The sequence below is a fragment of the Flavonifractor plautii ATCC 29863 genome, assembly GCF_000239295.1.
In the GTDB taxonomy this organism is placed as follows: Bacteria; Bacillota; Clostridia; order Oscillospirales; family Oscillospiraceae; genus Flavonifractor; species Flavonifractor plautii.
This window is the reverse complement of sequence record NZ_JH417644.1, coordinates 1-2685: the sequence shown is the minus strand read 5'-3', so window position 1 is coordinate 2685 and position 2685 is coordinate 1. Positions and strand designations below refer to the sequence as shown.

The 2685-nt window shown below is 49.8% G+C and carries 1 protein-coding gene; it reads right to left on the bottom strand.

Annotation, left to right across the window (positions count from 1 at the left end; genetic code table 11):
* Positions 1-114 precede the first annotated feature (114 nt).
* Positions 115-1947, bottom strand: coding sequence for a group II intron reverse transcriptase (locus HMPREF0372_RS01760; RefSeq protein WP_007488448.1), 1833 nt, complete (start codon positions 1945-1947; stop codon positions 115-117).
* Between the last annotated feature and the right edge of the window lie 738 nt (positions 1948-2685).

Genomic DNA, 2685 nt, shown 5'->3' with positions numbered 1-2685 from the left:
TATAGCGATAGGTAATCCACCTCTTTTACTGCATCCATTTGAATGCAGCAGTCAGGGTGGATTTTCCCCCGCTTCACACCGTGCATGCGACTTTCACCGCACACGGCGCTCCATCTATACAGTTGTTTTGGCATGGGAAACCAGCTTTTTCCTAAATTCTTCGATTTTTCTGCGTGCCTTGGAGTCGAATTGTGTGATATCAGCATTTGGATTCAGGATTGCCTGTTGGCATTCTCTGTGCATGGACGCCAGGTTACTTACTTTGTTCACCTTGTCCAGCGGTAGGTTGGGGTCAATATGGTGGGCATATGGGGCGCTGGATATCAGCCATCCGCCGCATACCCTGCATTTCAGCCTGTCCCGGTTCAGGGCATAGGCCCGATTCATATAGAACTCGAAGTTGAAGTTCCTTTTCCATCGTCCCTGTGCCACGAGTTGAGCTGTACTGCTACTGTACATGTGATCCAGGCGGGCATTTTGCCGTTTCTTCTTTGTCCGCCTGAAGTACAGTTGCCGGCCGCGCTCTGTATATGGGGTTTCCTCGTGGTGCTTTACCGCTGGCTTTTCCCATTTGCAAAAAGAAAGTGAGGTCATTCCAATATAGAAATCCCGGTATTGAATAGAGGGTATTTTCTGCTTGTACTTCTCATGTATACGGGGCAAGTTTCGGGTCTCTTTTGCGGGTATCCATTTGCCCTTATATTGCTTCAGACGGTGCATAGCGATGCTCTGAAGCCAATGGGCATACTTTTTCATGGCAATATTGACCCAAGTGCAATTGGAGTAGTAGTTGATAAGCCCTCTTATTTCGCTGTTAATCCGGTTAATTGCAAGAATGACCTGTTCTCGGCTGTAGTTGTACGGAATATTCTTTGTTTCTTTTGCAATGGCATCCACCTTTCGCTTCAGCCGATTTCGGTCAGGAAGCGTACGTGGAATGTAACCTTTTAATCCTTTGCCTTTGACCACCTTGTATTCATATCCAAGGAAATGGATGTACTGCTTACGCAGGTCGGTTATCAGCGTTTTCTCCGGGGATAGTTCGAGTTTCAGTTCCGCCTGAAGATACTGCTGTAGCCGTTCCTTCCAACTCTGGGCATGCTCTCGACTATCTGTAATGATTACAAAGTCGTCGGCATAGCGGACGAGGTAGCCGGGTATCAAGCGGCTGCCCTTACGGAGCCCCTCCGACTTACCTTTCCAGTCTTTGTAAGGGAATCTGGTTTTCTTCTGTTCCCATTGGCTGGTTATCCATTGGTCAAGAATGTCCAGGCTGACGTTTGCCAGCAGAGGTGAGAGTACCCCGCCCTGCTGTACGCCCTTCTCATTGACTTCACATTCTCCGATAATACCAGCTTTCATCATTGCCTTGATTATTTGCAGTACCCGTCTGTCCTTGATGCCCATGTGATAGAGCCGTTTTATCAGGACATTGTGGTCGAGCCTGTCAAAGCATTTGCTGATATCTCCTTCGACAATCCAGAAATACCCCGTTCGGAATACCAGGTCAGTTACGCGGGCAAGCGCCTGATGGGTATCGCGCATCGGTCGGAATCCATAGGAGTGTTCAAAGAATTGTGCTTCCAGAATGGGCTCCAGCACAATCCGGACGCATTCCTGAACGATTCTATCCCGTATCGTAGGGATTCCCAACGGACGCTTTTCTGCCTTTCCCGGTTTATCAATATACTTCCGGCGTATTTTCGGTTTTTGTAGATATCCCTTCTGCATGGTTTTGTGGTCAATACCTGGCGTCTTGCTTCCCTTGTTGGATTTGATGTTATGGATGGCTGTGATAATCGTTGCCTGTGCAGACATCAACTCGACCAGTCCTTTGAATGCGGGGCGGTTTCCTGCCTCGCGCGCCGTTCTGGCCGACTTATAAAGTGCGTCAAGTATAACACGCAGGTCTGTTTCAGATTTTGGGTAGTCGAATTGTTGTGCCATGGCCACCACCTCCTGTTTGAAACAAGATTTGGCGCTATGGTTTTAGTCAGGTTCGCCTACGGCTTCCTCGACAGACTGGTTCCATGTTCCCTGTACAGACTATGCCCCTTCGCTCCACCCCCATTACAGGGGCTTCTTCACTACTACGGGCTGCTGTCCCACGGATTTATGAGCCATTTCCTGCTCATGCGGCTGGTGTGCTAACCAACTTACGCCGTCCTGATGGCCGGTGTGCCGTCCGTGGTTCCCTTGTTCCCTGCATCCTAGCTTTTCATGGCAGTTTTAGCCTCTCCCTATGGCCCGGCTGTCATCACTGGCTGGTGTGACTTTGCCAGCGACATTCGACCATTCCTGGTTTTCTGCGGCCCACTACAATCCCAAGGTATTGAGCTGCGACAGCACCCCACATGGGGGCGGGTGGCTGTATAATCACCCTTGCGTTTACGAGCTGTTAGGTCGGGAGTTTGTCGGTCTGTTTGACATACTAGGCGTGACTGCTTTATAGCCTCTAGCGGCGTGATACCATCTCAGATATCACCTCCGCACTTTACCGAGCTTCGTACCCACCACATAGCACTGCGATGGGCACGTCGGAGACTCAGAGCTTTTGTAACCCGTCACACCGGGTCAGGCGGGAACTTCCCCCGCCGATTCAGATACAGAGTTCAGATTATTCTTTCATAATCTGCCTTGTTTTATTGCGCATTTCTACGCAGATTGTCAAGGAACAAGGCGCAC